20 protein-coding genes and 5 tRNA genes are annotated in these 22,239 nt (G+C 67.4%); 20 read left to right on the top strand and 5 right to left on the bottom strand.

The window, feature by feature from the left end; translation table 11 throughout:
- The first annotated feature begins 11 nt into the window (after positions 1 to 11).
- The 7 genes from infB to HUS23_01345 all read left to right on the top strand — a co-directional run bounded on the left by infB (position 12) and on the right by HUS23_01345 (position 10,049).
- Positions 12 to 2,561, top strand: coding sequence for a translation initiation factor IF-2 (infB, locus tag HUS23_01375; protein ID QKT02565.1), 2,550 nt, complete (start codon positions 12 to 14; stop codon positions 2,559 to 2,561).
- Positions 2,562 to 2,609: 48 nt separating this feature from the next.
- On the top strand, positions 2,610 to 2,975 hold the full coding sequence (rbfA, locus tag HUS23_01370) for a 30S ribosome-binding factor RbfA (GenBank protein ID QKT02564.1): 366 nt from the start codon (positions 2,610 to 2,612) through the stop codon (positions 2,973 to 2,975).
- Between the two features lie 17 nt (positions 2,976 to 2,992).
- The gene (gene truB / locus HUS23_01365) at positions 2,993 to 3,910 is read left to right on the top strand and encodes a tRNA pseudouridine(55) synthase TruB (GenBank protein QKT02563.1); all 918 of its coding nucleotides are present in this window, start codon (positions 2,993 to 2,995) and stop codon (positions 3,908 to 3,910) included.
- A gap of 214 nt (positions 3,911 to 4,124) precedes the next feature.
- Positions 4,125 to 4,394 (top strand): 30S ribosomal protein S15, encoded by a 270-nt coding sequence (gene rpsO, locus HUS23_01360; protein QKT02562.1) that lies wholly within the window; start codon positions 4,125 to 4,127, stop codon positions 4,392 to 4,394.
- Positions 4,395 to 4,436: 42 nt separating this feature from the next.
- Positions 4,437 to 6,521: a polyribonucleotide nucleotidyltransferase gene (pnp, locus tag HUS23_01355; protein QKT02561.1), complete on the top strand. Its 2,085-nt coding sequence runs from the start codon at positions 4,437 to 4,439 to the stop codon at positions 6,519 to 6,521.
- A gap of 155 nt (positions 6,522 to 6,676) precedes the next feature.
- Positions 6,677 to 8,830, top strand: a complete 2,154-nt coding sequence (locus tag HUS23_01350; GenBank protein QKT02560.1) for an STAS domain-containing protein — start codon at positions 6,677 to 6,679, stop codon at positions 8,828 to 8,830.
- Between the two features lie 34 nt (positions 8,831 to 8,864).
- Entirely contained in the window at positions 8,865 to 10,049 is a 1,185-nt protein-coding gene (locus HUS23_01345) for a DUF4147 domain-containing protein (GenBank protein QKT04923.1), read from the top strand.
- A 16-nt stretch (positions 10,050 to 10,065) separates the two neighbouring features.
- Here the strand turns inward: HUS23_01345 and HUS23_01340 are convergent, their stop codons facing one another.
- Positions 10,066 to 10,350, bottom strand: coding sequence for an oxidative damage protection protein (locus HUS23_01340; protein QKT02559.1), 285 nt, complete (start codon positions 10,348 to 10,350; stop codon positions 10,066 to 10,068).
- Between the two features lie 151 nt (positions 10,351 to 10,501).
- Between HUS23_01340 and HUS23_01335 the strand changes: the two genes are divergently transcribed.
- Genes HUS23_01335 through HUS23_01320 form a run of 4 tightly spaced genes read left to right on the top strand, consistent with a single transcriptional unit; the run spans position 10,502 to position 13,653 of the window.
- Entirely contained in the window at positions 10,502 to 10,873 is a 372-nt protein-coding gene (locus HUS23_01335; GenBank protein QKT02558.1) for an iron-sulfur cluster assembly accessory protein, read from the top strand.
- A 52-nt stretch (positions 10,874 to 10,925) separates the two neighbouring features.
- On the top strand, positions 10,926 to 12,113 hold the full coding sequence (locus HUS23_01330) for an ATP-grasp domain-containing protein (GenBank protein ID QKT04922.1): 1,188 nt from the start codon (positions 10,926 to 10,928) through the stop codon (positions 12,111 to 12,113).
- The gene (locus tag HUS23_01325; GenBank protein ID QKT02557.1) at positions 12,110 to 12,916 is read left to right on the top strand and encodes a ferritin-like domain-containing protein; all 807 of its coding nucleotides are present in this window, start codon (positions 12,110 to 12,112) and stop codon (positions 12,914 to 12,916) included. Before HUS23_01330 ends, HUS23_01325 begins: the two co-directional genes overlap by 4 nt.
- Positions 12,913 to 13,653 (top strand): hypothetical protein, encoded by a 741-nt coding sequence (locus HUS23_01320; GenBank protein ID QKT02556.1) that lies wholly within the window; start codon positions 12,913 to 12,915, stop codon positions 13,651 to 13,653. Before HUS23_01325 ends, HUS23_01320 begins: the two co-directional genes overlap by 4 nt.
- Positions 13,654 to 13,682: 29 nt before the next feature.
- Here HUS23_01320 and HUS23_01315 read toward each other — a convergent pair whose 3' ends face one another.
- The 3 genes from HUS23_01315 to HUS23_01305 are packed head-to-tail and all read right to left on the bottom strand — an operon-like array spanning position 13,683 to position 15,476.
- Positions 13,683 to 14,399 (bottom strand): UDP-2,3-diacylglucosamine diphosphatase, encoded by a 717-nt coding sequence (locus HUS23_01315; protein ID QKT02555.1) that lies wholly within the window; start codon positions 14,397 to 14,399, stop codon positions 13,683 to 13,685.
- Complete coding sequence (locus HUS23_01310; GenBank protein QKT02554.1) at positions 14,396 to 14,896, bottom strand: peptidyl-prolyl cis-trans isomerase; 501 nt, start codon at positions 14,894 to 14,896, stop codon at positions 14,396 to 14,398. Before HUS23_01310 ends, HUS23_01315 begins: the two co-directional genes overlap by 4 nt.
- A gap of 13 nt (positions 14,897 to 14,909) precedes the next feature.
- Positions 14,910 to 15,476: a peptidyl-prolyl cis-trans isomerase gene (locus HUS23_01305; protein ID QKT02553.1), complete on the bottom strand. Its 567-nt coding sequence runs from the start codon at positions 15,474 to 15,476 to the stop codon at positions 14,910 to 14,912.
- Between the two features lie 114 nt (positions 15,477 to 15,590).
- Between HUS23_01305 and HUS23_01300 the strand changes: the two genes are divergently transcribed.
- Together HUS23_01300 and HUS23_01295 are read left to right on the top strand one after the other, a co-directional pair.
- Positions 15,591 to 17,006, top strand: coding sequence for a glutamate--tRNA ligase (locus tag HUS23_01300; protein QKT02552.1), 1,416 nt, complete (start codon positions 15,591 to 15,593; stop codon positions 17,004 to 17,006).
- Position 17,007: 1 nt separating this feature from the next.
- Positions 17,008 to 18,402, top strand: coding sequence for a cysteine--tRNA ligase (locus tag HUS23_01295; GenBank protein ID QKT02551.1), 1,395 nt, complete (start codon positions 17,008 to 17,010; stop codon positions 18,400 to 18,402).
- Between the two features lie 31 nt (positions 18,403 to 18,433).
- Here HUS23_01295 and folD read toward each other — a convergent pair whose 3' ends face one another.
- Positions 18,434 to 19,309 (bottom strand): bifunctional methylenetetrahydrofolate dehydrogenase/methenyltetrahydrofolate cyclohydrolase FolD, encoded by an 876-nt coding sequence (gene folD / locus HUS23_01290; GenBank protein QKT02550.1) that lies wholly within the window; start codon positions 19,307 to 19,309, stop codon positions 18,434 to 18,436.
- A gap of 166 nt (positions 19,310 to 19,475) precedes the next feature.
- On the opposite strand from folD, the gene HUS23_01285 reads away from it, so the two are divergent.
- From HUS23_01285 to clpP, 7 genes are all read left to right on the top strand, one after another.
- Positions 19,476 to 19,552: transfer RNA gene (locus tag HUS23_01285), tRNA-Pro, on the top strand.
- A 62-nt stretch (positions 19,553 to 19,614) separates the two neighbouring features.
- A tRNA-Arg gene (locus HUS23_01280) sits at positions 19,615 to 19,691 on the top strand.
- Positions 19,692 to 19,715: 24 nt separating this feature from the next.
- Positions 19,716 to 19,791, top strand: a tRNA-His gene (locus HUS23_01275).
- A gap of 73 nt (positions 19,792 to 19,864) precedes the next feature.
- Positions 19,865 to 19,940: transfer RNA gene (locus HUS23_01270), tRNA-Lys, on the top strand.
- 142 nt (positions 19,941 to 20,082) lie between these two features.
- Positions 20,083 to 20,167: transfer RNA gene (locus tag HUS23_01265), tRNA-Leu, on the top strand.
- Between the two features lie 64 nt (positions 20,168 to 20,231).
- Positions 20,232 to 21,548 carry a trigger factor gene (locus HUS23_01260; GenBank protein ID QKT02549.1) on the top strand — a complete coding sequence of 439 codons (1,317 nt, stop codon included), beginning with the start codon at positions 20,232 to 20,234 and terminating at the stop codon, positions 21,546 to 21,548.
- Positions 21,549 to 21,617: 69 nt separating this feature from the next.
- Complete coding sequence (clpP, locus tag HUS23_01255; GenBank protein QKT04921.1) at positions 21,618 to 22,205, top strand: ATP-dependent Clp endopeptidase proteolytic subunit ClpP; 588 nt, start codon at positions 21,618 to 21,620, stop codon at positions 22,203 to 22,205.
- Positions 22,206 to 22,239 lie beyond the last annotated feature (34 nt).

Genomic DNA, 22,239 nt, shown 5'->3' with positions numbered 1-22,239 from the left:
AGGGGGTTGGTATGTCGGAAGTGAGCGTCAAGCAATTTGCCGATGTCGTGGGCATCCCGGTGGACAGGCTGCTAGTGCAGCTCAAGGAGGCCGGTCTGCCCGTGAAGGACGCGGACACCCCCATCACCGACAAGGAGAAGGTGGAGCTGTTGGGATACCTGCAGCGCAAGCACGGGTCCGAGGAGGCCAGTACGCTGGCGGCCCCGCGCCGAGTGACGCTCAAACGCAAGACCACCAGCGAGCTCCGTCAGACCGGCCAGGGCCGAGGCAAGACCGTGACGGTGGAGGTGCGTAAGAAGCGCACTTACATCAAGCGCAGCGAACTTGAGCGCGCCGCCGAGGAGGCGCAGGCGGCCGAGCAGGCAGAGGCCGACCGCCAGCGCGCCGAGGAAGAAGCCCGCCAGCGCTCGGAAGAGGAAGCACGGCTGCGCGAGGCGCAGGAAGCGGAGCGCAAGCGCGCCGAGGAAGAAGCCCGCCAGCGGGAAGAAGAGGCCAAGCGTAAGGCCGAGGAAGAGGCCGCCGAGGCGGCCCGTCGTGCGGCGGAAGATGAGGCGCGGCGCGCCGAAGCGGATGTTGCGCGGGTCGCCGCGCCGGCACCTGCCCGGGCGACGCCTGAACGCCGGCCTGCCGATGCGCGCGGTGCGCGCCGCGGCGGTGGCGAGCGCGAGGGAGCGGCGACGCGCTATGGGCGTCAGGAGCTGCACGTCGCGGCCGGCAAAGGCGGGCGGCGCGGTAAGAAGCGTGGGCGCGGCGCAGGGCGCGTGGTGACCCCCGCTGGTCGCCATGGCTTCCAGGCACCGACCGCACCGATCGTGCGAGAGGTCGCGCTACCGGAAACGATCACGGTGGGCGAGCTTGCCCAGAAGATGACCGTCAAGGTCAACGAGCTCATCAAGGGCATGATGAGGATGGGCGTGATGGCGACCATCAATCAGGTGCTCGACCAAGAGACCGCCGCCCTGGTGGTTGAGGAGATGGGTCACAAGGTCAAACTGCTCAAAGAAAATGCGCTCGAAGAGGCGCTCGAGATGGCCGAAGAGCAGGGCGAGGCGACTCCGCGCGCGCCGGTGGTCACCATTATGGGTCACGTCGATCACGGCAAGACCTCGTTGCTGGACCACATCCGTGCCGCCAAGGTGGCGGCGGGCGAGGCCGGCGGCATCACGCAGCACATCGGCGCTTATCACGTCGAGACCGATCGCGGCATGATCACCTTCTTGGACACTCCGGGCCACGCCGCCTTCACGGCGATGCGCGCCCGCGGCGCCAAGGCGACCGACATCGTGATCCTGGTGGTCGCCGCGGACGACGGCGTCATGCCGCAGACCAAGGAAGCGGTGCAGCACGCGCGCGCCGGCGGCGTTCCCATCGTGGTGGCGGTGAACAAGATCGACAAGCCGGAGGCCGATCCCGACCGGGTCAAGCAGGAGCTGGTCAAGGAGGAGGTCATCCCCGAGGAATGGGGCGGCGACACCATGTTCGTGAACGTCTCCGCCAAGACCGGCGAGGGCGTCGACGCGCTGCTGGAGACGGTGCTGCTGCAGGCCGAGGTTCAGGAACTGCGCGCGCCGATCGAGGGGCCCGCACGCGGCGTGGTAATCGAGTCCCGGCTGGACAAGGGGCGCGGCCCCGTGGCCACCGTGCTGGTGCAGCGCGGCACGCTGCGCAAGGGCGACGTGCTGTTGGCCGGCAAGGAGTATGGGCGCGTGCGCGCCATGCTGAGCGATCTCGGCAAGCCCATCGACGAGGCGGGTCCGTCGACGCCGGTGGAAATCCTGGGTCTGTCCGGCGCGCCGGATGCCGGTGAGGAAGCGGTTGTCGTGGCCGACGAGCGCAAGGCGCGTGAGATCGCGCTGCACCGTCAAGGCAAGCTGCGCGAGGTCAAACTCGCCCGTCAGCAGGCGGCGAAGCTGGAGAACATGTTCGCCCAGATGGAGGAGGGCGAGGTCCGCACGCTCAACGTGGTGCTCAAGGCCGACGTGCAGGGGTCGGTGGAGGCGATCAGCGATGCGCTGAACAAGCTGTCCACGGACGAGGTGCAGGTCAGGGTCATCGCCAGCGGCGTGGGCGGCATCACCGAGTCGGACGCCAACCTTGCGATCGCGTCCAACGCGGTAATGCTCGGGTTCAACGTGCGTGCCGATGCCGCCGCCAAGCGGCGCGTGGAAGAAGAAGGCTTGGATTTGCGCTACTACAGCGTGATCTATGACCTGATCGACGAAGTCAAGCAGGCCCTGACCGGCATGCTGGCGCCCGAGTTCAAGGAAGAGATCATCGGTGTCGCCGAGGTGCGCGATGTGTTCCGCTCGCCGAAGTTCGGCGCAGTGGCCGGCTGCATGGTCACCGAGGGCGTCGTAAAGCGCAACAACCCCATCCGCGTGCTGCGTGACAACGTGGTGATCTACGAGGGGGCGCTGGAGTCGCTGCGCCGCTTCAAGGACGACGTGGGCGAGGTGAAGGCCGGTATGGAATGCGGCATTGCGGTGAAAAACTACAATGACGTCAAAGCCGGCGACCACATCGAGGTTTACGAGCGCGTGCAGGTGCGTCGCACGCTCTGAGGACGGCCGGCCTGCGGGCACGGACAGGGACAGCAAGGGCGCACTTCTATGGCGAAGCAGGGAACCCGGCATCGGCGCGTGGGCGAGCAGATGCAGCGCGAGCTCGCCGCGCTGATTCAGCAGGAACTAACGGATCGACGCTTTGGGCTGATCACCGTGCAGGCGGTCGAGGTCTCGCGGGACCTCTCGCACGCGAAGGTGTTCGTCACGGCATTGAATACCGAGGAGCCGCACGAGGCGGTGGTGGCCCATCTGCGCCAAGCCGCCGGATTCCTGCGCCACGAGCTTGGGCGGCGCATGGCGATCCGCAGCATTCCCGAATTGCATTTCGTATACGACACCTCCGTCGAGCGCGGCAGCGCGCTCAGCCGCCTGATTGATGAGGCGGTGGCGGGGGATCGCAACAAGAGTTAAGGACTGAGGGCGACAGTTTGGCACGTCGATATACCCGGGGCCGGCCGGTCAACGGCATCTTATTGCTCGACAAACCTGCCGGGCTGACCTCCAACGCCGCGCTGCAGGAAGTGAAGCGGCTGTTCAACGCGCGCAAGGCCGGCCACACCGGCAACCTCGATCCGCTTGCTACCGGCTTGCTGCCGGTGTGTCTCGGCGAGGCCACCAAGATGTCGGCGTTCCTGCTCGACGCCGACAAGCGCTACCAGGGCGTATGCAAGCTGGGCGAGCGCACCAACACCGGGGACGCGGAGGGCGAGGTGATCGAGCGCCGGCCCGTGCCCGAGTTGACCGAGGCACAGGTGCGCGAGGTGCTGGCCCGATTCACGGGTACCATCGAGCAGATTCCGCCCATGCACTCGGCCATCAAGCGCCAAGGACAGCCGCTCTACAAGCTCGCCCATCAGGGCATCGAGGTCGAACGCGACCCGCGTACGGTGCACATCCATGTCCTGGAGCTGGTGCGTCTCGAGGGCGATGAGCTCGAGATCGACGTCCATTGCTCCAAGGGGACCTATATCCGCACCCTGGCCGAGGACATCGGCGCGGCGCTCGGTTGCGGTGCCCACTTGGCCAGCCTGCGGCGCAGCATGGTCGGCCCGTTCGACATCGCCGACGCCGTGGGGCTGGACGAGTTGGCCGAGCTCGCGGAGCAGGGCAGCGCGGCGATGGACGCGCGCCTGCTGCCTCTGGACACCGCCCTCGCCGACTGGCCGGCGCTGCAGCTCACCGAGAACACGAGTCATTACCTGCGTCAGGGCCAGCCGGTGCTGATTCCTCGCGCTCCCACGCGGGGGTGGGTGCGCCTGTTCGGGCCGACGCAGCGCTTTCTTGGGGTTGGGCAGATCCTGGACGACGGGCGGGTCGCACCCAAGCGTCTGGTCAGCGTGGCTTGACCAAGCGCGGCACCCTCATCGGGCTGCGGCGCAGTCGCGTACTCAGTCAAAGGCTTGCGCCGTTGGTCGCGCAAGCCTGTGACCGCGGGGCTCAGGAACCATGGCCTCCCGGGGTGCTGGACGCGGCCGCGCTCCACTGCTTGTTAGGCCGCTGGCGGACCGGTAACATATCGCACCTTAGTCATTACGAACATTTGTCAGGAGTTGGGTACTCATGCCGCTGAACAGTGAAGCGAAACAGCAGGTGGTCGGCGAATACCGTCGGTCATCGAACGATACGGGCTCGCCCGAGGTGCAGGTGGCGCTGTTGTCGGCGCGTATCGAGCACCTGTCCGACCACTTCAAGAGCCACATTCACGACCACCACTCGCGTCAGGGTCTGCTGCGCCTGGTGAGCCAGCGCCGCAAGTTGCTGGACTACCTGAAGCGCAAGGATCTGGAGCGTTACCGCGAACTGATCGCGCGCCTCGGCCTGCGCAGGTAAGCGTTACGCAGGCAGTAACTCACTAGGGGTCGAGGAGATCGCATGGCATCGGTACGCAAAGAGATTCAATGGGGCGCGCACAAGCTCAAACTGGAGACGGGGGAGATCGCTCGCCAAGCCACGGGCGCCGTCATGGTGAGCCTGGGCGACACGGTGGTGCTGGTCACCGCGGTGGCCATGAAGGAGGCGGTGGAAGGGCGTGATTTCTTCCCGCTCACCGTCAACTATCAGGAGCGCACCTACGCGGCCGGCAAGATCCCCGGCGGTTTCTTCAAGCGCGAAGGGCGACCCAGCGAAAAGGAAACCCTCACCAGCCGCCTCATCGATCGCCCGATCCGCCCCCTCTTCCCCGACGGTTTCACCAACGAAGTCCAGATCATCGCCACGGTGGTCTCGCTCGATCCCGAGATCGATCCCGATATTCCCGCCATGATCGGTGCGTCCGCCGCCCTGGCGCTCTCCGGTGCCCCCTTCAACGGGCCCATCGGCGGCGCCCGGGTCGGCTATAAGGACGGCGACTACCTGCTGAATCCCACCCTCAGCCAACTCAAGGACTCGCAGCTCGACCTCGTCGTGGCGGGCACCGAGCGCGCTGTGTTGATGGTGGAGTCCGAGGCCAAGGAGCTGCCGGAGGACGTCATGCTGGGGGCCGTCATGTACGGTCACGAGCAGATCCAGGCGGTGATCGGCATGATCCAGGAGCTGGTGCGCGAGGCCGCCAAGCCGGGCTGGGACTGGCAGCCGCCGGCGCAAGACGAGGCGCTGCATCAGGCCGTCGCCGAGGCCTGCGAAGGTGCCTTGACCGAGGCATACCAGATTCGCGAGAAGCAGGCGCGCTACGCGCGTGTCGGCGAGATCCGCGACGATATACTCGCGCGGTTCACCGGCGAGGAGAGCGGGCGTAGCGCCGACGAGGTGCGAGGTGCGTTCGATAAGGTCGAGAAGCGGGTGGTGCGCGGCAACATCATCGCCGGCCAGCCGCGCATCGACGGACGCGACACCAAGACCGTGCGTCCGATCACGATTCGTACCGGCGTGCTCCCGCGCGCCCACGGTTCGGCGCTGTTCACGCGCGGCGAGACCCAGGCGCTGGTGATTACGACGCTGGGCACCGGGCGCGACGCGCAGGTCATCGATGCGATCGAGGGCGAGCGTAAAGAGCCCTTCATGCTGCATTACAACTTCCCGCCCTACAGCGTAGGCGAGACCGGCTTTGTGGGCAGCCCCAAGCGCCGCGAGATCGGCCATGGCCGCCTCGCCAAGCGCGGCATCGCCGCCGCCATGCCGGACATGGAGAGCTACCCGTACGTGATTCGGGTGGTCTCCGAGATCACCGAGTCCAACGGCTCCAGTTCCATGGCGACGGTCTGCGGTACCAGCCTCGCGCTGATGGACGCCGGTGTGCCGGTGAAGGCGCCGGTGGCGGGCATCGCCATGGGCCTCATCAAAGAGGCCGATGGCTTCGCAGTGCTGAGCGACATCCTGGGCGACGAGGACCACCTCGGCGACATGGATTTCAAGGTGGCCGGTACCGAGCAGGGCGTGACCGCCCTGCAAATGGACATCAAGATCGACGGCATCACCCGCGAAATCATGGAGCAAGCGCTGGCGCAGGCGAAGGATGGCCGCCTGCATATCCTCGGCTGCATGAACGAAGCGATCCACAAGCCGCGCGAAGAGATGTCCGAGTATGCGCCGCGGATCGTGACCATGCGCATCCACCCGGACAAGATCCGCGACGTGATCGGCAAGGGCGGGGTCACCATCCGCGCCATCACCGAAGAGACCGGCGCAACCATCGACATCAATGATGACGGCGTGGTGAAGATCGCGTCGGTCGACAAGGCGGCCGGCGACGAGGCGCGCAAGCGTATCGAGCAGATCACCGCCGATGTCGAGGTGGGGATGGTGTACGAGGGGCGCGTCGCCAAGCTGATGGACTTCGGCGCCTTCGTGACCATTTTGCCGGGGCGCGACGGCCTGGTGCACATTTCTCAGATCTCGGAAGAGCGCGTAGAGAATGTCGCCGACAAGTTGTCCGAGGGCGACGTGGTCAAGGTCAAGGTGCTGGAGGTGGACAAGCAGGGTCGTATCCGCCTCAGTATGAAGGCCGTCGACCACGGTTGATTCGGCGGAGTTGAACCTCTGCTACCGGAAGAAGGGCCCGCTCGGGCCCTTTTTTCTGAGCGGCATTTTTGTCAGCTGCGCCAGCCGCTGGTAGCATATTACGATTTGATGATATGCCGGGCTGCGGCGCGGCGGGCTTGGGGGCTAGGATCCGAATGAGCTACATGCAGCGCGTATTTCCCTTTTTACGCTGGTTCCCCTTACGCAAGGAACACCTGCGCACCGACCTGATGGCGGGTATCACCGTCGCGCTGGTTCTGATTCCCCAGTCGATGGCCTACGCGCAGCTGGCGGGGCTGCCGGCGTACTACGGCCTGTACGCCTCCTTTATTCCGGTCCTGGTTGGCGCTCTATGGGGCTCTTCCAATCAGCTGGCGACCGGCCCGGTGGCCGTGGTCTCGCTGCTCACCGCCTCGGCGCTCATTCCACTGGCGGCTGAAGGCACCGAGGAATTCATCGCGCTCGCCATCCTGCTCGCCTTGATGGTGGGCGTCACCCAGTTGCTGCTGGGCGTCTTCAAGCTGGGCGTGATCGTCAGCTTCCTGTCCCATCCGGTCATCGTCGGCTTTACCAACGCCGCGGCGATCATCATCGGCCTGTCGCAGCTCAATAAGCTGCTCGGCGTGCAGATGGGGACCAGCGACTACTTCTTTCTCAACATCCTGGCGGTGTTTCAGCAGATCGCGGCGGCGCATTGGCCCAGTCTGCTGATGGGCCTGCTGGCCTTCGCGATCATGATCTCCCTCAAGAAGTACGTGCCCAAGGTGCCGGGCGTACTGATGGCGGTGGTGGTCACCACCGTGCTGAGCTGGGCGATCGGCTTCGAGCGGACCGGCAGCGTGCCGGTCGCGGCGGTGGCCGATGCCGATGTGCAGGCGCTGGTGGACGAAGTGCGCGGGGTGCAGGGGCGCATCGCGGAACTGCAGGCGTCACTGGGTGCGGCACCCGCGGCCGACGAGCGCGGGCGCGCGGAGGGCGATCCCGCAGCCCAGCGACGCGCGCTGCTGGAGCAGGAACTGGCGGATGCCGAGGCCGCGCTGGTGGGGCATGAGCGGGCCCTGCGCGGCCAGCGTCTGCAGCGGGCCGAGGGGCCCGACGGCGAGCCGTTGCTGTATCGCTACGGCGAGGTGCCTGCGCACCTGGACGCGGAGGCGGTGCGCTGGCGTGTGCGCGCGGTCGATGGCGACCAGTTGGTGCTGGTCGGCGGTGGCGAAGTGGTTGGCGCGATTCCCTCCGGCCTGCCGTCCCTGCAGGCGCCGTCCCTCACCTGGGACAAGATCAGCACGTTGCTGGCCTCGGCGGTGGTGATCGCCCTGGTCGGCTTCATGGAGGCGATCTCCATTGCCAAGGCAATGGCGGCCAAGACCAAGCAGCGCCTCGACCCGAATCAGGAGTTGGTCGGCCAGGGCCTGGCCAACATCACGGGCAGTCTGAGTCAGTCCTTCCCGGTCAGCGGCTCGTTCAGTCGTTCGGCGGTCAACCTCAACGCCGGGGCCAAGTCCGGCATGGCCGCGGTGTTCACGGCGGTGGTGGTGCTGATCACGCTGCTGTTCCTCACGCCGCTGCTCTACCACCTGCCGCAAGCGGTGTTGGCCGCGATCATCATGATGGCGGTGGTGGGCCTGATCAACTTCGGCGCCATCAAGCATGCCTGGCAGGCGAATAAGCACGACGGTATCGCCGCGGTGGTGACCTTTCTCGCCACGCTGTCGTTCGCGCCGCATCTGGATATGGGCATCCTGGCCGGCGCCGGCCTCGCCATCGTGTTGTATCTGTTCCGCACCATGAAGCCGCGCGTGGCGATTCTCGGTCGCCATCCGGACGGCACGCTGCGCGATGCGCGTATCCACGACCTGCCGACCAGCGAACACATTATCGCGGTGCGCTTCGACGGCTCGCTCTACTTCGCCAATGTGCCCCACTTCGAGGATGCGATCCTGGAAGCGGTCGCGGCCAATCCCAAGGCCGAGTACGTGCTGGTGGTGGGCGACGGCATTAACGAGGTGGACGCATCGGGCGAAGACACCATTCACAACCTGGTGCGGCGCCTGCGGGACAACGGCATTACCATGGTGTTCAGTGGCCTCAAGTGGCAGGTGATGCAGGTGATGCACCGCACCGGGCTGTATGAGGAGATCGGCGCCGAGAACTTTTTCCGTACCGAAGACGCCGCGCTCGACACCGTCTACGGCTGCATCGGCGACGAAAGCTTCGATGCCAAGTTCTGCCCGCTCAAGCGTCAGAACGTGACGAGTAAGCGCCGCGACCGCGCGGAACGGGACGCCGCCGCGCCGCAGCAGGGATCGTAGCGGCGGCGTGACTCCGCGCGACACGCTGCTCCACCTGCTCCACGCCGCGCTGGAAAGCGTGCGCGGGGAGCGGGTGGTTGCGGACTATCTTGCGGCGCATCGCCCGCCGCGCCCGAGCGCGCTGTTGAGCGTCGGCAAGGCCGCCTGCAGCATGGCGGCCGGTGCGCTGGCGCACTGGCCGGGGTTGGACGGACTGGTGGTCACCAAGCCCGGCCATCTGGCGCCCGGCTGTCGCGCTCTCGAATGTATTGAAGCCGGACACCCGGAGCCGGATGCCGAGAGCCTGCGCGCGGGCCGGCGTGTCCGGGAGTGGATCGCCGGGACACCGCACGATGCCTCGCTTATGTTCCTGCTCTCGGGCGGCGCCTCCGCGCTGCTGGAAGCGCTGCCGGCGGGGGTGGAGTTGGAGGCATTGGTGCGCCTGAACCGCTGGCTGCTCGCCAGCGGCCTTCCCATCGATCAGGTCAACGCTCTGCGCCAGCGGGTCTCCCTGGTCAAGGCGGGGCGCCTCGCGCGCGTTCTGGCAGGGCGGCGGGTCCTGCAGTTGGTCATCTCCGATGTGCCGGACGATCGCCTCGACATCATCGGCTCGGCTCCCCTCTATCCCGTGGCGTGGCCGCCACTGCCGGCACACCTGCCCCACTGGGTCGCCGCGTTGCTCGATCGGGCGCCGCCGCCTCTGGCCGCGGACGAGCCGGCGGCGGCTTGGGTGAGCAGCCACATCCTCGCGAGTAACGGCCACGCGCGCCGTGCGGCGGTGGCCGCCGCCGTGGAGCGGGGGCTCGCCGTGCACGAACATGCGGCACCGCTGGCGGGCGAGGCGGCGGGTTTGGGTGAGCAGCTGGCGCGCAGCCTGCTGGAAGGGCCGGACGGACTGCACGTATGGGGCGGCGAGACCACCGTGACGCTGCCGCCGCATCCGGGCCGTGGCGGCCGCAATCAGCACCTCGCCCTCGCGGCGGCGCGCGAATTGGCGGGGCAGGGTGGGGTGTGGCTGCTCGCGGTCGGTACCGACGGCAGCGACGGGCCGACCGAGGAGGCCGGTGCGCTGATCGATGGGGGGAGCGTGGCGCGCGGCGAGGCCGCCGGCGAGGACGCGGCGCGCGCGCTACGCCACGCAGACGCCGGCACGTTTCTGGAAGCGGCGGGTGACCTCGTCGACACCGGCCCGACCGGCACCAACGTCATGGATCTGGTGCTGGGCCTGCGGATAAGGTGACGCGGGCGGTTCTCGTCTACTTCTTCTGCCCCGGCGGGCGAAATCCCTCCGGCAGGGTCCCAGCCTCACCCTCGCCGAACAGAAAGCCGACCATGTGCTTCTCGATGACGGCGATGCTGGCCGGGTCGGCGGTGTTCAGTCGGTTTTCGTTGATGATGGCCGACAGGCGTTCCAGCCACTGGCGCCAGCCCTCCTTGGAGACGTTCTCAAAGATACGCTGACCGAGTTCCCCGGGGTGCGGCGGGCGCTCCAGTCCCTCGGCTTCCTGCTTCAAGACCTGGCAAAACACGGTGCGCGTCATGATGGACCTCCAGAAGTTTCCCGGGCGCGCCGCCCCGGAGCGGGCGCGCAGCCCCGAATGACGATGAGTCGCGGTTGCGAACGCCCGCATTATATCAGTGGGACCGGGCGCACCCTGTATAATGTGCCGATAGAACCACGGAGGTGCAGGAATGCCTGAAGCGAACTACTCGAACACCATCTTGGACCACGAGATGCGGCTCAGCGAGGCGGCGCGCAGCAAACTGGCCGAACTGCAGGCCGATGCCGACGACAGCGTGGAGGCCATCCGCGTGTTCGTCTCCGGCGGCGGTTGCGGTGGCATGAGCTACGGCATGACCTTTGCCGAGGAGACCACGGCCTACGATCGCGTGCTGGAGGGGGAGGGCTTCCGTCTGGTGGTGGACAGCGTGGCGATGAACTATCTCGACGGCTGCGAGATCGATTTCGACGAGGACACGCCGAGCTTCGTGTTCAATAAGGTGTTCCAGGTCCTCGGCGGCAGCGGCGCCTGCGCCGGATGTGGTGGAGGCGCCGGTTTCTAACCCGCGCCTGCTGCTGGTTGCGCCGCACGGCAGCTACCGCACCGGCCCCTACATGAGTGCGGCGCTGCGCCGGGGCGCGGAGGTGCTGGTCGCCTCGGAAGGGCGCCACTCTCTGGTGGCCGCCTATGCACAGGGGCTGCACATCGACTTTTCGCAGCCCGACGCCGCGCTGCGGCGCATCCTCGAGGCGGCCGAGCGGGCCCCCTTCGCCGGGGTGCTGGGTCTGGACGACGCCAGCCTGGAGCTTGCGGCACGTGCCTGTCGGGCCTTGGGGCTGCCACATAACCCACCCGAGGCGGCTCGCCTCGCCCGGCGCAAAGATCTCGCGCGCGCACGGCTGGCGGCGGCGGGCGTGCGGATACCGCCGCACCGCGTTGTGGATCTCACTCGGCCGCTCGTGCCGCAGGCCGCCGACTTTCCCTTTCCTGCCGTGATCAAGCCGGTGGCGATGTCGGGCAGCCGCGGCGTGATGCGGGTCGACACGCCCGCAGCGCTCGAGCATGCCGGCGCGCGCCTGCGCGCCATCGTGCGCGAGGCCGCCTGTGCACACGAGCGCGCGACGGCGCTGCTCGAGCGTTTCGTCCCCGGAGTGGAGGTTGCGCTCGAAGGCCTGCTCGAGGACGGTGAGCTGCGTGTGCTTGCGGTATTCGACAAGCCCGATCCCTTGGACGGCCCGTTCTTCGAAGAGACCTATTACGTGACGCCCTCGCGCCATCCGATTGGCGTCCAGCAGGCCGTCGCCGCCGAGGTGGCGCGCGCCTGTGCGGCGTACGGCTTGCGGCATGGGCCGGTGCACGCCGAGTGTCGAGTGAACGACGAAGGGGTGTGGCTACTGGAAGTGGCGGCGCGCACCATCGGCGGGTTGTGTGGCCGATTGCTGCGCTGGGGCACGGGCATGGAGCTCGAGGACCTCGTGTTGGGTCAACTGCTGGGCAGCGCCCCGGAGTCGGCGCCGCCGCAGGGCGGGGCCGGTGTGCTGATGTTGCCGACGCCGCGCGCCGGCGTCCTGCGACGGGTGTCAGGCGTGCTGGCGGCGCTCAAGATACCGTACGTGGAGGATGTGGTGATCGAGGTCCGGGAAGGCTACACGCTAACACCGCTGCCGGAGGGTGCGAGCTACCTTGGTTTCGTGTTCGCGCGCGCCCCTTCGGCCGCCGAGGCCGAGGCCGCGTTGCGCGCGGCGCAGGCCGTATTGCACATCGAGGTGGCGCCGCTGTTTCCCGTGGCGAGCCGGGCATGAGCGCCGCCTCGCTCACGCAGGGTGCCCACGCCGCGCTGATGATGTGCGACCCCACTCGCAAGGTGGCCGCGACCCGGGCGTTGCAGACGGCGTGGGACGCGGGGCGCGCCGTCGCCGGCGAGGAAGCGGCGGCCGTGCCGGTGCCCGTGCCGGGGCGGCCGGCACGTCCGCGCCTGGTGCCGCCTCGCGTTCTGCCCAAGCGCGGGCTAGGCAGTCGCGAAGGGCGCGCCGCGCTGATCCACGCCCTGTGCCATATCGAGTTCAACGCCATCAATCTCGGTCTGGATGCCGTGTACCGCTTTCGCGGTCTGCCGCCGGCGTATTATGGTGACTGGCTGCGGGTCGCGGCCGAGGAGGCGCTGCACTTTGAGTTGCTGCAGGCCCACCTCGCGTCGCTCGGGTACGCCTACGGCGACTTCGATGCCCACGACGGGTTGTGGGAGATGGCCTGCGAGACGGCGCATGATGTGGTGGCGCGTATGGCGCTGGTGCCGCGCGTGCTGGAGGCGCGCGGGTTGGACGTCACGCCGGGCTTGATGGAGCGCTTGGCGGCGGCGGGCGACGCCCGCGCGGTGGAAATCCTGACGATCATCCTGCGCGACGAGAAGGGGCACGTCGCGGTCGGTTCGCGCTGGTATCGCTACGCCTGTGCCGCGCGGGGCCTTGAGCCGGGGGCGACGTTCAAGGCGCTGATCGCGCGCCACATGAAGGGGCGGCTCAAGGGGCCGTTCCATTGGGAGGCCCGGCGCGAGGCCGGATTCTCGGATGATGAAATGACGTTCCTGGAGGGGTTGGACGCATGAAACGGGGAGTGAGGCGTACGCTTTCGGTCGGGGTCGCGATCAGTCTCGGCGCGGTCGGTCTTGGATTGGCGGGCTGCGAGCGCGCCGGCGAGCAGCCCGCCAGCCTGATGCTGACGTTCATGGAGCAGGAGCATGGCTCCGAGCCCTACTTGACGCGCACCCTGGTGACACGCGAGTTCATGCGCATGGACGGTGGCGAGGACGCGGACGACTTCGTGTTGTTCGACCGCGGCACGCAGACCATCTACAGCGTGAACAACATGAACGGCAATATCCTCGTGATCGAGCCGCGCGCGGTGGAGGAGGCCCCGGGCATGGCCTTGGAGCTCGACGAGGAGCGCGTCGAGCTCGGGGACGCGTTGCCCGAAGCCGTCGCCGGGCATGACGCCCAGCGTCACCGCTTTATCGCCAACGGCGAGGTATGCAACGAGGTGGTGAGCGTGCCGGGATTGTACGACGAGGCAGTCGCCGCGGTGGGCGAGTTCCTGACCGTGCTCGCCGGCCAGCATGGTGCGTCGCTCGCCATGGTGCCGCCCGACATGCGTCGACCCTGCGACCTTGCGACGCATATCTACGCCCCGGCGCGCCACCTGGAACACGGACTGCCCGTGTGGGAGCGCTCCGAGGACGGCGCGGTGGGCCGCTATCTCACCGCGCACGAGCCCGCTTGGCCGGTCGACGAGGCCCTGTTCCGCCTGCCGGAGAGCTACGAGCGCTATTCGCTCGGCGGTTTTTGAGGCCGCGCGCTAGCGGTTCGCGCCGCCGGTCAGTCGAGGGTACGCGCCCGGCAGCCGGCGGCATCACATTCCAGCACGCCCCCTTCGGTATCCCAGTCCTTCAGCACCCAGCGCTCGGCCGGCGCACCGTCCACGCTCAGCGTGTGGTGGGCCGGGCGATGGGTATGGCCGTGGATCAGCCGCCGTACGCCGTGCTCGCGCAGCACCGCCACCACCGCGTCGGCATTGACGTCCATGATGTCCTCCGCCTTCATGGTGTTGGCCTCGCGGCTCATGGCGCGCAGTTCGCGTGCCTTGGCGATGCGCGCCTCGGGATTCAGCGCGAGCGCCTGCGCCTGCCAGGCGGGATCGCGCACCATGGCGCGGAACTGCTGATACTGCGCGTCGTCCGTGCACAGGCTGTCGCCGTGCATGAGCAGCGTCGGCGTGCCGTACAGATCGATGACGCTGGGATCGGGAAGCAGGTGCACGCCGGTCGCCTCCGCAAAGCCTTCCCCGAGCAGGAAGTCGCGGTTGCCGTGCATCAGGTAGACCGGCGTCGCTGCCGAGGTCGCGCGCAGCGCCTGCATGATCGGTTGCACCTCGGGCACGATCACGTCGTCGCCGAGCCAGGCCTCGAACAGATCGCCCAGGATGTAGAGGGCGTCGGCCCGTACGGCATCCTCCTGCAGAAACCGCACGAAGCGCTGGGCGATATGCGGACGGTTGCCTTCGAGGTGCAGGTCCGAGATGAAGAGGGTGATCACGCCTCGTCGACCACTTCGACGCGTTCGATCACGACGTCGTCCGCCGGCACGTCCTGGTGGAAGCCGCGGGTGGTGGTCGGCACACGCTTGATCTGGTCCACCGTGTCCATGCCGCCCGCCACTTCGCCGAACACGCAGTAACCCCAGCCTTCCACGGTCGGGGCGCGGTGATCGAGGAAGGCGTTGTCGGCGACGTTGATGAAGAACTGCGCGGTGGCCGAGTGCGGATCCTGCGTGCGCGCCATGGCAAGCGTGCCGCGCAGGTTCTTCAGCCCGTTGTCGGCCTCGTTGCGCACCGGGCCGTGGGTTTGCTTCTCGCGCATACCCGGCTCCATGCCGCCGCCCTGAATCATGAAGCCGTTGATCACGCGGTGGAAGATCGTGCCGTCGTAGAAGCCTTCCTGCACGTAGCGCAGGAAGTTCTTGCAGGTGTCGGGCGCCTTGTCCTCGTGCAGACGGATATCGATGACGCCCTGGTTGGTGTGCATCCTGATCATGCGTGATCCCTCTTTAGTCGACCGATACGGCTTGGATGACGATCGGTGAGCGCGGCACGTCCGAGGGCATGGGTCCGCCCGGACCGGTCGCCACGCGGCGAATCTGGTCTACCACGTCCATGCCCTCGACGACCTCGCCGAAAACGGCGTAGCCCCAGCCGGCCATGTTGGGAGCGCGGTGGTCGAGGAACGGATTGTCGACGACGTTGATGAAGAACTGCGCCGTGGCCGAGTGCGGATGCCCCGTACGCGCCATGGCCACCGTGCCGCGGGTGTTCTTGAGACCATTGTCGGCCTCGTTGGGAATCGGGTCGCGGGTGGGCTTCTGCTCGAAGTCGGCGGTGAAGCCGCCGCCCTGGATCATGAAGCCGTCGATGACGCGGTGGAAGATGGTCCCCTCGTAATGCCCATCGCGGGCGTACTGCAGAAAGTTGTCGACGGTCTGCGGCGCCTTCTCTCGGTCGAGCTGGAGCACGATGTCGCCGAGGTTGGTCTGCAGCCGCACGGTGGGGGCTGCCTGCTCGGCGAAGGCGGTACCGGCGAGGCTCAGGCCGGTGAGGAGCAATAAGGCGCGCAGCATCGGGGCATTCCTCCTGGTAAAGCGGGCAATGATAGAAGGTTTGCGCAGGGCGCGAAACCCGAGGGCCCCGGTGCGCCTTGGTCGCTCCGGCGCTTTGGGCTAACATGCGCCCGCATGACCGTCACACCCGCCATCACGCGCTTCGCGCCCAGCCCGACCGGCCGCCTGCACCTCGGCAACGCGCGTACCGCGCTGTTCAGCTACCTGCTGGCCCACGCCGCCGCCGGCCGCTTTCTGCTGCGCATCGAGGATACCGATGCCATCCGTTCGGAGGCCTCCCACGAGGCGGACCTAATGGAGGATCTGCGTTGGCTGGGCTTGGCGTGGGACGCGGGCCCTGACCGTGAGGCGCCGGAGGGGCCGTTTCGTCAATCCGAGCGCGGCGCCGTCTACGCGGCGCAGCTCGACCGGCTGGTGAACGGCGGCCACGCCTATCCCTGCTTTTGCACGGTGGGCGAGTTGGAGGCCGAGCGCGCCGCACAGCGGGCGGCGGGGCGCCCGCCACGTTACTCCGGGCGCTGCGCGGCATTGGCGGCCGCGGAGGTGGCGCGGCGGGTGGCGGCGGGCGAGGCGCACACGCTGCGCTTTCGCATGCCCGCGCGCGCTACGCTGGACTTCGATGACCTGGTGCGCGGACGCCAGCAGTTTCGCGCCGCGGACATCGGCGATTTCGTGATCCGGCGCGCCGATGGGAGCCCCGCCTTCTTCTTTAGCAACGCAGTGGACGACGCGCTGATGGGGGTCACGCACGTGCTGCGCGGCGAGGATCACATCAGCAACACCCCGCGTCAGATTGCGTTGCTGCGAGCGCTCGATCTGCCGGTCCCGCGCTATGGGCATCTTCCCTTGGTGGTGGGCGAGGACGCCCAGCCGCTGTCCAAGCGCAGCGACAGCCTTGCGCTGGGCGCGCTGCGGGCGGCGGGTTACCTGCCGCTCGCCGTGGTCAACCATCTTGCGCGTTTGGGCCATTATTACGAGGACAATGCGCTGGCGCCGCTGCCCGCGCTGGCGCGTGCGTTCGATCTCGCGCGCGTGGGGCGCGCGCCGGCGCAGCACGACGCGGCGCGCCTGACGGCGTGGCAGCGCGAGGCGCTGGGCGCCCTGGACATGGCCGCCCTGCTGGCATGGGCGGCACCGGCGCTCGGCCCGGTGCCGGCCGCCGAACAACCGGCGTTTCTGCAGGCGGTGCGCGACAACGTGTGGCTGACCGAAGATGTGGAGTATTGGGTGCGCGCGGTGTACGGCGAGCCACTGGCTTTGGAGGGGCCCGCACGCGGCGCGGTCGAGCAGGCCGGGGGGGCGTTCTTCGCCGCGGCCGCCGAGCTGCTCGACACGCACGGCACGGACTTCAAGGCGCTGGCGGCGGCGCTCAAGGCGCGCACCGGGCGCAAGGGCAAGGGTTTGTTCCAGCCGCTGCGCGCGGCGCTCACCGGCACGTTGGAGGGGCCGGAGCTGGCGGCGCTGTTGCCGCTGATCGGTACGGCCCGTGCAGGCGCGCGCTTCGCCGCCTGGTGCGACCAAGAGGACTAGCGTGACTACCCTGAGCATCCACAACAACCTCACCAAGCGCAAAGAGGCGTTCACGCCGATCGATGCGCGCAACGTGCGCATGTACGTGTGCGGCATGACCGTGTACGACTACTGCCACGTGGGGCATGCGCGCGTGCTGGTGGTGTTCGACATGGTGTACCGCTACCTGCGTGCGCTGTATGGCGCCGAGCATGTGCGCTACGTGCGTAACGTCACCGACATCGACGACAAGATCATCCAGCGCGCCAACGAACGCGGCGAGCCGGTGGAGGCGCTCACCGGGCGCTTTATCGACGCGATGCACGAGGACGCCGACCGTCTCGGCGTGTTGCGTCCCGAGGTGGAGCCGCGCGCCACGCTGCACATCGATCAGATCGTCGCGATGATCCACACGCTGATCGACAAGGGCTACGCCTACGCGGCAACTAACGGCGACGTCTATTACGACGTGAGCCGGTTCGAGGGCTACGGCAAGCTTTCGGGCAAGCACCCGGAAGACCTGCGTGCCGGCGCGCGTGTGCAGGTCGACGAGGCCAAGGACGATCCGCTCGATTTCGTGTTGTGGAAGGCGGCCAAGCCCGGCGAGCCGAGCTGGCCCTCGCCGTGGGGCGCGGGGCGCCCCGGCTGGCATATCGAATGCTCGGCCATGTCCACCCATTGCCTGGGCGATCACTTCGACATCCACGGCGGCGGCCTGGACCTGCAGTTTCCGCATCATGAGAACGAGATCGCTCAGTCCGAAGCCGCGACCGGGCATGCGTTCGTGAACGTCTGGATGCACAACGGGTTCGTGCGCGTGGACAACGAGAAGATGTCGAAATCGCTCGGCAACTTTTTCACTGTGCGGGAGGTGCTGGAGCGTTATCACCCGGAGGTGTTGCGTTATTTCGTCCTGGCCAGCCACTACCGCAGCCCGCTGAATTATTCCGACACGCATCTGGAGCACGCCAAGGCCGCGCTCACCAGCCTGTACACCACCCTGCGCGACCTGCCCGCCGGCGAGGCACCGGCCGAGGACCCTCACGCGGGGCGTTTTCACGCCGCCATGCGCGACGATTTCAACACCCCGGAGGCGCTGGCGGTGTTGTTCGAGCTTAGCCACGCGATCAACCGCGCTCGCAGTGAAGAGCCGGCGCGGGCGGCGTCCTTGGCGGCCTTGCTGCGCGAGTTGGGCGCCACGCTGGGGTTGCTGCAACTCGCGCCCGAGGCCTACTTTCAGGCCGGCGACGGGGCGCGCGCCGACCAGGCGCAGGCCATCGACCGCCTGGTGAGCGAGCGCGATGCCGCGCGCGCCGCCCGCGACTGGGCCACCGCCGACCGCATCCGCGATCAGTTGAAGGACATGGGGGTGGCCATCGAAGACGCCGCCGGCGGCAGCCGCTGGCGTTGGGAGTAAGAGGGGCGGGCCGAGTCGGCTCGCGTGCCTGTCAAAGCACGGCGTGGGTGGGGCGCGCGTGCAGCTTGTCGGCCGCTTCCAGGGTGTTCTGTAGCAGCATGGCGACCGTCATGGGGCCCACGCCGCCGGGCACCGGCGTAATCCAGGCGGCCCGTGCGCGGGCGGCTTCGAAGTCGATGTCGCCAACCAGGCGCCCGCTCGCTTCGCGATTGATACCGACGTCGACCACCACGGCGCCCGGCTTGATCCACGCACTGTCCAGCACCCCCGGCTTACCCACCGCGACCACGAGGATGTCGGCCGCCCCGACATGTATCGCGAGGTCCTTGGTGAAGCGGTGGCAGGTGGTGACCGTGCAGCCGGCGAGCAACAACTCCAGCCCCATCGGGCGTCCGACGATATTGGAGGCGCCGACGATGACCGCGTGACTGCCCTTGTAGGGCACCCCGGTGGTCTGCAACAGGCGCATGACGCCACGCGGGGTGCAGGGGCGCAGCACCGGTAGGCGCAGGGCGAGGCGGCCGATGTTGTACGGATGAAAGCCATCCACGTCCTTGTCCGGACGGATGCGCTCGATCACCGTCTCGGGATCGAAATGACGCGGGAGCGGGAGCTGGACCAGAATGCCGTCCACCGCCTCGTTCTCGTTGAGTTCGTCGATCAGCGCCAGCAGTTCGGCCTGCGAGGCATCGGCGGGCAGGTCGTGGGCAAACGAGCGGATGCCTGCGCGTTCGCAGGCCCGGCGCTTGTTGCGTACGTAGACCTCGGAGGCGGGGTCCTGACCCACCAGGATTACGGCCAGCCCGGGGGCGCGCTCGCCGTCGGCCGAACGCGCGTCCACGCGCGCCTTGACCTCTTGTATTACCCTCTCGGCCAAGGCCTTGCCGTCGATGATCTGCGCCGTCATGTGGGTCCCGTTACGCGGAAAAAAGGCGCGCCAATGATCTCATGCCCGTGTACGGGCGCCAACCCTCGGCGGGTGCGCATCGCGCCATTGACGAGCCGCGGGCGCGCGCGTAATATCGCCAACCTTGCGCACGCCTGGCGGTCCGAGCAAAATCTCGGAAGGTATGCGGGGTATAGCGCAGTCTGGTAGCGCGCCTGCTTTGGGAGCAGGATGTCGGGGGTTCGAATCCCTCTACCCCGACCATAGTCTGCGGCCCCGGCGCGGGCGCGCGGCGTACCGGTGGGGCGGCGGCGGGCAGCGTTCAGGCGCCCGTAGCTCATCCGGATAGAGCATCGGCCTTCTAAGCCGAGGGTAGTAGGTTCGAGTCCTACCGGGCGCGCCAAATAGTAGAATCGCGGTTTCAATGGTGGCTGTAGCTCAGTTGGTAGAGCCCTGGATTGTGATTCCAGTGGTCGTGGGTTCGAGCCCCATCAGCCACCCCATCTTTCGTCGGCACTCGCAGCGTCTGGCGGCTGCTTGAAACGCCAAGACCGCTATGGTCTAATTTCGCCTTCCGGGCCGCTAGCTCAACTGGCAGAGCAGGGGACTCTTAATCCCAAGGTTATAGGTTCGATTCCTATGCGGCCCACCAACTTTCCCATCCGGGTGCCGCCCCGGTAGGCCTTGCCAGAGGCCCGCTTCTGCCTCCCCCGCCGTTGCTCGACTCCCTCAAGCCCGCTGCACGTGTGGGTTACAAGCCCCCGCCGTTGCCGATATAATCATCGCTTCGTCCTGCGAAAGTGGCGGAACTGGTAGACGCGCTGGATTTAGGTTCCAGTGGGGCAACCCGTGAGAGTTCGAGTCTCTCCTTTCGCACCAGTTACCGGTCCGCGCTTTGCGAACCGCAACCATAATGCCTAGCACCGATCCACGAGGGAACGCAATGCAAGTTTCTGTCGAGTCCACCGGCGGTCTCACGCGCCGCATGAAGGTCTCCGTGCCTGCCGAACGTATCGACCAGGAGGTCGAGAGCCGCCTCAAGCGCATGACGCGCTCGGTGCGTATCAAGGGCTTTCGCCCCGGCAAGGTTCCCTTTGGCGTGGTGCAGCGCCAGTACGGCCCGCAGGTGCGCCAGGAGGTGGTGGGCGAGGTGGTCCAGTCGACCTTCTACGAGGCGGTGGTGCAGGAGAAGCTGCGCCCGGCCGGCAGCCCCAGCATCGAGCCGGAGGAGAGCGGCGACGCGGATGGCGGGTTCGGCTACGTGGCAACCTTCGAGGTCTATCCCGAGGTCGAGCCGGCCCCGCTCGAGGGGGTGAAGATCGAGAAGTCGGTGGCTCAGGTGGCCGACGAAGACGTCGAGCGCATGATCGACAACCTGCGCAAGCAGCGCCGCAGCTTCGAGGCGGTGGAGCGGCCGGCGGCCGAGGGCGACCGCGTAGTCATGGACTACAACGGCACCATCGAGGGTGAGGACTTCCCCGGCAATCGGGGCCAGGATGTCCCGGTCGAACTCGGCTCGGGCCGTATGATCGAAGGTCTGGAGGCCGGCTTGATCGGTGCCAAGGCCGGCGAGACGCGCACGCTGGATCTGAAGTTCCCCGAGGACTATCACTTCAAGGAAGTGGCCGGCAAGCCGGTGCAGTTCGAGGTTACGGTCAAGGCCGTGGAAGAGTCGCGCTTGCCGGAGGTAGACGAGGCATTCGCCAAGGGCTTTGGGGTCGAGGGCGGTGCCGACGCGCTGCGCGCCGAGGTGCGCGGCAACATGGAGCGCGAGCTCAATCAAGGGCTGCATGCCAAGGCCAAGCGGGCGGTGATGGACAAGCTGCTCGAACTCAATGCTATCGACCTACCGGCGGCCCTGATCGACGGCGAAGCCGGGCGTCTCGCGCAGCAGATGCACCAGCAGCTGGTGGCCCAGGGCGCGCGGCCGGAGGACGTCAAGATGGATCCCTCGATGTTCCGCGACGAGGCCTCCCGCCGCGTCGCGCTGGGCTTGATCCTCGCCGAGATCATCAAGCGTCAGGGCTTCAAGGCCGACCCGGCCAAGGTGCGGGAGATGGTGGACAACACCGCCGCCAGCTACGAGCATCCAGAAGAAGTGGTCAAGTGGTACTATGCTGAGAAGGGGCGCTTGGCGGACCTGGAATCGGCCAACCTGGAAGACCAAGTGGTGGACTGGGCGCTCGAGCAGGCGGACGTCGTCGAGCAGCCGACCTCCTTCCAGGAGGTCATGAACCCTCAGGCGACGGCCCAAGCATAAAGGAATACTTGCGTGACTGATTTCAGCCATAACGGCAGCGCCAAGATCGAGGCTCTGGGCCTCGTCCCGATGGTGATCGAACAGAGTGCGCGCGGCGAGCGCGCGTACGACATCTATTCGCGACTGCTCAAGGAGCGGGTGATCTTCCTGGTGGGCCCGGTGGAGGACCACATGGCCAACCTGGTCGTGGCCCAGCTCCTGTTCCTGGAGTCCGAGAACCCCGACAAGGATATCCATCTGTACATCAATTCGCCGGGCGGCGCCGTCACGGCGGGGCTGTCGATCTACGACACCATGCAGTTCGTGCGCCCGGACGTTACCACCATGTGCATCGGCCAGGCGGCCAGCATGGGTGCGCTGCTGCTCGCCGGCGGGGCCCCCGGCAAGCGCTACTGCCTGCCGCACTCGCGGATGATGATCCATCAGCCGCTGGGCGGGTTCCAGGGTCAGGCCGCCGATATCGAGATCCACACCCGCGAGATCCTGCAGATCCGCGACCGCCTGAACAAGATCCTGGTCAACCACACCGGCCAGCCCATGGAAAAGATCCAGCAGGACACCGATCGGGACTTTTTCATGAATGGGGAGGAGGCCGTGAAGTATGGCCTCATCGACAAGGTATTGACTCAGCGGGGGGGCTCCACGGAGGCCCGCTAGGAGGCCGTCTCCACCCGGAAATCCCGCACCATTT

Source organism: Ectothiorhodospiraceae bacterium 2226 (assembly GCA_013348725.1).
Classification (GTDB): domain Bacteria; phylum Pseudomonadota; class Gammaproteobacteria.
This window is presented reverse-complemented; position numbering and strand designations above follow the sequence as displayed.

What these genes read in the sequence shown, in the direction of transcription:
- HUS23_01335 (QKT02558.1), top strand. Translation starts at nt 10,502, where the DNA reads ATGCCTGAAGCGAACTACTCGAACACCATCTTGGACCACGAGATGCGG.
- HUS23_01310 (QKT02554.1), bottom strand. Translation starts at nt 14,896, where the DNA reads ATGATCAGGATGCACACCAACCAGGGCGTCATCGATATCCGTCTGCAC.
- HUS23_01300 (QKT02552.1), top strand. Translation starts at nt 15,591, where the DNA reads ATGACCGTCACACCCGCCATCACGCGCTTCGCGCCCAGCCCGACCGGC.
- pnp (QKT02561.1), top strand. Translation starts at nt 4,437, where the DNA reads ATGGCATCGGTACGCAAAGAGATTCAATGGGGCGCGCACAAGCTCAAA.
- HUS23_01330 (QKT04922.1), top strand. Translation starts at nt 10,926, where the DNA reads ATGAGTGCGGCGCTGCGCCGGGGCGCGGAGGTGCTGGTCGCCTCGGAA.
- HUS23_01305 (QKT02553.1), bottom strand. Translation starts at nt 15,476, where the DNA reads ATGCTGCGCGCCTTATTGCTCCTCACCGGCCTGAGCCTCGCCGGTACC.
- infB (QKT02565.1), top strand. Translation starts at nt 12, where the DNA reads ATGTCGGAAGTGAGCGTCAAGCAATTTGCCGATGTCGTGGGCATCCCG.
- folD (QKT02550.1), bottom strand. Translation starts at nt 19,309, where the DNA reads ATGACGGCGCAGATCATCGACGGCAAGGCCTTGGCCGAGAGGGTAATA.
- HUS23_01325 (QKT02557.1), top strand. Translation starts at nt 12,110, where the DNA reads ATGAGCGCCGCCTCGCTCACGCAGGGTGCCCACGCCGCGCTGATGATG.
- HUS23_01340 (QKT02559.1), bottom strand. Translation starts at nt 10,350, where the DNA reads ATGACGCGCACCGTGTTTTGCCAGGTCTTGAAGCAGGAAGCCGAGGGA.
- HUS23_01350 (QKT02560.1), top strand. Translation starts at nt 6,677, where the DNA reads ATGAGCTACATGCAGCGCGTATTTCCCTTTTTACGCTGGTTCCCCTTA.
- rbfA (QKT02564.1), top strand. Translation starts at nt 2,610, where the DNA reads ATGGCGAAGCAGGGAACCCGGCATCGGCGCGTGGGCGAGCAGATGCAG.
- HUS23_01260 (QKT02549.1), top strand. Translation starts at nt 20,232, where the DNA reads ATGCAAGTTTCTGTCGAGTCCACCGGCGGTCTCACGCGCCGCATGAAG.
- clpP (QKT04921.1), top strand. Translation starts at nt 21,618, where the DNA reads ATGGTGATCGAACAGAGTGCGCGCGGCGAGCGCGCGTACGACATCTAT.
- rpsO (QKT02562.1), top strand. Translation starts at nt 4,125, where the DNA reads ATGCCGCTGAACAGTGAAGCGAAACAGCAGGTGGTCGGCGAATACCGT.
- HUS23_01320 (QKT02556.1), top strand. Translation starts at nt 12,913, where the DNA reads ATGAAACGGGGAGTGAGGCGTACGCTTTCGGTCGGGGTCGCGATCAGT.